Source organism: Edaphobacter sp. (assembly GCF_035532915.1).
Lineage (GTDB): Bacteria > Acidobacteriota > Terriglobia > Terriglobales > Acidobacteriaceae > Edaphobacter.
This window is the reverse complement of the sequence record NZ_DATKQC010000279.1, coordinates 1-5,077: the sequence shown is the minus strand read 5'-3', so window position 1 is coordinate 5,077 and position 5,077 is coordinate 1. Positions and strand designations below refer to the sequence as shown.

The 5,077-nt window shown below is 57.2% G+C and carries 5 protein-coding genes; 4 read left to right on the top strand and 1 reads right to left on the bottom strand.

Features of this window, described 5'->3' with window-relative positions:
• A partial coding sequence (locus VMU57_RS13365; RefSeq protein WP_325384197.1) for a hypothetical protein occupies positions 1–290 on the top strand: 290 nt, incomplete at its 5' end.
• A 263-nt stretch (positions 291–553) separates the two neighbouring features.
• On the opposite strand, the gene VMU57_RS13360 is transcribed toward VMU57_RS13365, so the two are convergent.
• Positions 554–1,198: a hypothetical protein gene (locus tag VMU57_RS13360; RefSeq protein WP_325384195.1), complete on the bottom strand. Its 645-nt coding sequence runs from the start codon at positions 1,196–1,198 to the stop codon at positions 554–556.
• 571 nt (positions 1,199–1,769) lie between these two features.
• Between VMU57_RS13360 and VMU57_RS13355 the strand changes: the two genes are divergently transcribed.
• The 3 genes from VMU57_RS13355 to VMU57_RS13345 form a co-directional block, all read left to right on the top strand.
• Positions 1,770–2,105, top strand: a complete 336-nt coding sequence (locus VMU57_RS13355; RefSeq protein WP_325384193.1) for a hypothetical protein — start codon at positions 1,770–1,772, stop codon at positions 2,103–2,105.
• Positions 2,102–3,607 carry an ATPase domain-containing protein gene (locus VMU57_RS13350; protein WP_325384191.1) on the top strand — a complete coding sequence of 502 codons (1,506 nt, stop codon included), beginning with the start codon at positions 2,102–2,104 and terminating at the stop codon, positions 3,605–3,607. The genes VMU57_RS13355 and VMU57_RS13350 overlap by 4 nt, the downstream gene beginning before the upstream one ends.
• Before the next feature lie 12 nt (positions 3,608–3,619).
• On the top strand, positions 3,620–5,077 hold a 1,458-nt coding region (locus VMU57_RS13345), incomplete at its 3' end, for a PAS domain S-box protein (protein WP_325384189.1).

The following is a 5,077-nucleotide window of genomic DNA, read 5'->3' as shown; positions in this document are numbered from 1 at the left end:
ACCTCCTTGTGACCCACACCCTAAAACCGAACTACCGCCCGAAACCCGCAACAATGCAGCATCCGCCGCGCCAGCGGCTTCGTTCAAACGCGCTTCTCTTTACCGAAAAGCTTAATTCCCGGATTGCCGACCATCCGGGAGCTATCGCCATGCCAGATCGTTCTCGAATTAACTTCGTCTCCCGGCGAGCACCGGGGCTGGAATCTGCAGATCGGTCTTCGTCCGGGACAATTTCTCCAGAGAAGCCAAGTGGGCTGCGAGACCGTGATCGCCCGGTCGTCGATGGGTGAAACAAGATCGCTCTTCGCAGCGCAACCACTCACGCACCGCTAAATTTCTCTGGGGTTGCCTGTGAACTGCCGAAAGAGCGTTGTGAATTGACCCTGACTCTTGAATCCACAACCCATTACACGCTTTGAGGGACAATTAGCGCGACGATTCCGCCTTTTCCTAAACGATCCCCGGGGTTGAGGTGTTCGACGTCCTCAGCCGCTCTGGATGTCGCGCTGGCGGAACTCAATTCACATAGCCATTCGTTGGTGGGATAAGTGTGTCATCTTTGTGATCCGCCAGCCTTGCTTCGGATGAGTGTAAAAACATCCAATACCGTAGCAATATTGCGGATGTTCCCCGCAACGCTCATAACCTCTTCGATACCGACATGTTTGTCCACCAGGGTCTCAAGGCGTTCGCTCACGTTCCTTAGTTGGTCCGCTTCCAACAGAATATCCTCGAAAGGCCCGAAGTAGCTCGTACCTGTAGCGAAGTTGCTCCTTCCTGTCGTGTCCAACTTCGCTTTGACCTCAATCTGAAGGGGTGCACCTTCTATCAAACGCACCGTTGCCGCCTCGCCAAGGAGGGTAAGAAACAGTCCGAGCAGCTGCGCAATCAGAATGATTCCGACCTCGCCATCCTCATCTGTGTCTAGTCGGAATTCATTTTCGCCAAAACCGCGCAAGCATCCATTCGCCGTTACCTGCACCGCACTGAGCCTTGGAGACTGCGACTTGGCCAAAGACAAAGCACGAGAAGCGAGCGCCTGAAAACCGTCAACTCCTACGGGGGCGCAGAGCTGCCGGCGGAGCTTCTCATAGACGCGAAGTGTCGCAATCTCGGTCTGTGCGGAAGACGGATCAGCATCAACTTCGGAAGCAATGAGCCTGCTGGCCCAATCGCGAATCATTGATGGGGGAAGCATTGGTTCTCTCCTTGCACGTTACGCCTCGCATTGAAGGCGAGGACTCAATCGCGCTGATACGTCCTTGACGGTTGCTTGGCTAACGAAATTACCGACGCGCTTCATCCCACTCCATTTTGGCGTCACATAAACCAAGTTACCTGAAATACTTCCTGAAAGGTGAGCACAATTGACCAATACGAACTCGCCGTCAGTGCAATCCGGTGCTAAAGTGTACGGCCTAGCATGGTGCAGCGGATGCTTGGTCGAAGGTTTTCCACCTAAATCGGGGGCACAACCTATTCCCGACGGCACACCATCTCTATCTCCGCTCGTTTACTGGGCAGACTTATCGCTGAGATGCCGGCCCCTCTGCTGCGCCGCGGTCGGAATGACGGATGTATCAGTCACTTCAGAGAAAAGAAAGATGTTGTGTTTTGACCAATCAGCAAATTCGCGACGGAGTAGACTAAATTTGCGAGACGTCAATACAAACGATCACGAACAAATGATGCGAAGCGCAGACACTCCGACGACACGCGAGCTCGCCCAACGACTTCTTGCTTACGAAGAGGTTGAGACAACTCCTGCCATGGCTGATGTGCATGCGGTGTCTCGCGTGTGCGACAAGCTGCGCCGTTCTTTAACCGCGCTGGCTGGGGTAGCGGGATTTCGCTCGCTCCTGGCGCGCGCATTGAGCTTGGCAAAGCAGGAGTCTCCGGTCCTCGGCGGATGGGAAGTCAAGTCGGACGGCTCGCTGGAGGGTGTGAATGGCGAAGCGGCGCAGTCGGGTGCCGTGCTCATTGCACATTTAATCGGGCTGATGATCACGTTCATCGGCGAGTCTCTCACGCTCCGACTCCTGCATGATGTGTGGCTAGATCTGCCCGGCTCCGAAATTAAGTTTGGAAGGAATCAATCAAAATGAACGAGCAGAGCAAGGTCAAGATAAACCAGTTACCGACCGGAGTACCTGGACTTGATGAGATACTCGGTGGCGGTCTCCCCGAGTTTTCGTTCAACATCATCGCTGGATCGCCCGGATGTGGCAAGACCACCTTGGCGCACCAGTTCATCTTCGCCAATGCCACGGTGGAGCGTCCTGCCCTTTACTTCACCGTGCTGGGCGAACCAGCGCTGAAGATGCTGCGCTACCAGCAGCAATTCACCTTCTTCGATGCGGCGAAGCTGAACAACGCCGTGCGCTTCGTCAACCTGAGCCAGGATCTCATCGAGCGCGGGCTACAGGGAGTTCTGGAAGAGATTTCCAAACAGGTGGAAGCCGCCAACCCGAGCATTGTGGCGGTGGACTCCTTCCGCACCGTGCTACGCAGCGAGATGCACAACGGCAAGGATATGGCTGTCCAAACGTTCGTGCAGCAGTTGGCGCTGCTGCTCACCAGTTGGGAGGCGACCACGTTCCTGATTGGCGAGTATTCCGAGTCGGAGGTGCGCGACAATCCCGTCTTTACCGTTGCCGACGGTCTGTTCTGGCTCTTTCAGCAAGTGGACCGGAACTCCGTCGTGCGCAAGATGCAGGTCATGAAGCTGCGCGGACAGGCTTCCGTGCCGGGCCTGCACACCTTCCGCATCACCGAAGCCGGTCTGCAGGCCTTCTCGCGCACACTCGGACTGCTGGGCCAGAGGAAGACATTTACCAGTGTCAAGCGCCTTTCCATGGGGATTCCGGCGTTGGACGAGATGATGGGCGGAGGCGTTCCTGAGGGGGACAGCCTGCTGATCGCCGGTTCCTCGGGTACTGGCAAATCACTGATGGCGACACAATTCCTCGCTGCGGGTATACGGGCGGGCGAAGCAGGCATTGCGGCAGTTTTTGAAGAGCGGCCCAATGAATACACTGCGCGTGCCACGGAATTCGGACTCGATCTCCAGACGCCGCTTGCCGAAGGAAGCCTGGAAGTGATCTACCTCCGACCGCTGGATTTGTCAGTGGACGAGATGATGCAGGAGATTCTCGACGCCGTGAAAAGGACAGGAGCAAAGCGGTTGGTGATCGATTCCCTGGCCGGCTTCGAGATGGCATTAGCACCCGCCTTCCGCGCCGACTTTCGCGAATCGCTCTATCGCATGATCTTCGCCCTGACCGCTATCGGTATCACTATCCTGAGCACCCTGGAGATGCCGGAGACGTTCACCGAACTGCTCTTCAGCAGCTATTCCATCTCGTTCCTCACCGACGACATCGTCCGGATGCGTTATGTAGAGATCGATGGTCAACTCAGCCAGATTATGATGGTGGTGAAGATGCGCAGGGGTGCGCACAGCCGGGAGATCCGGCAGTATCAGATCACCACCGACGGAATCGTCATCGGGGAGCGCTTGAAGAACTACGTAGACCTCATCACCGGAATCCCACAACCGCTGTCGGTCTTGCGCTCGGAAGAGTTGTTACTCAACCGAAAGGCTTGACCCAGAGGTCAGATGGCAACCGAACAGGAAATGGACCTGCCGAACCTCTGCCGCGCCGTTGCCGACGCTTCGCCCATGGCCATGGCTGGATTGGGCGGTCCCGTGCACACACTGCGCTACGTCAACCTGGCCTTTTGCCTGCTCACCGGCAAATCGAAAGATGAATTGATCGGCACGCCTTTCTCCGGCATTGCTCCCTGCGCGAACGAATGCGTGGTACTGCTTGACCGGGTCGCCAAGACAGGACTGGCCGATAGCCATACCGGGCAGGAGCATATCCATCCGCTCTATTGGTCGTTCGCGATGTGGCCGTTGCTCGGGGCGAACCAGAGCCATCTCGGCATTATGGTCCAGATAACCGAAGCGACCCAGTTTCATGACGATGCGGTCGCCATGAATCAGGCGTTGCTGCTGGGCTCGGTGCGCCAGCATGAGCTGACGGAAGCGGCGGAGAAACTCAACACAAAATTGCAAGCAGAGATGACGGAGCGCAAGCGGGCGGAAGATGAGCTGCTCAAGGCGGGAGCCCTGCAGCACGCGATCTTCAACAGCACCAATTTCTCAAGTATCGCCACGGACGCGCATGGCGTCATTCAAATCTTCAACGTGGGTGCCGAGCGGATGCTGGGCTACACGGCCGCCGAAGTGATGAACCAGATCACGCCGGCTGATATTTCCGATCCGCGGGAAGTGATCGCCCGCGCCGCCGCATTGAGTCTCGAACTCGGAACGCAGATTGAACCAGGCTTTGAAGCGCTGGTGTTCAAGGCCTCGCGCGGGATCGAGGACATCTACGAGTTGACCTACATCCGCAAGGATGGCAGCCGGTTTTCGGCGGTGGTGTCGGTCACGGCGCTGCGCGACGCGCAGAACGCCATCATCGGCTATCTGCTGATCGGCACCGACAACACCGCGCGCAAGCAGGCGGAAGAGGCGCTGCTGCGGAGTGAAATGCTGGCGAGTGCGGGACGGATGGCGGCAAGCATCGCGCACGAGATCAACAATCCGCTCGCTGCTGTGGTTAACACTCTGTATCTCGTCCGCACCACCGCTGACTTACCTGAGGGGGCCCGTGAGTATCTGGATGTCGCGGATGGGGAACTGATGCGTATCGCCCATATCGTTCGACAGACGCTGGGATTTTATCGCGAGTTTTCCGCAGCCACGAGCAACTCCGGCTCGGCTTTGATGGCCTCGGTCGTCGACCTGCTAAAGGCGAAGATACGGGCCAGTGGAGCCATAGTGGAGCAGCAGTGTGCTGAACAGCTACAGGTGATGGGGGTGTCCGGAGAACTGCGGCAGGTACTGGCGAACCTGCTTGCAAACAGCCTGGATTCGGTTGACCAGGGCGGCAGGATTGTTCTGCGTGCTTCCGCTTCCATTGATCCAGACGATGGTAGACGACGCTTCCGGATAACAGTGGCCGACTGTGGGCACGGCATGGGGGCAGCCACGATGAAGCAGATCTTC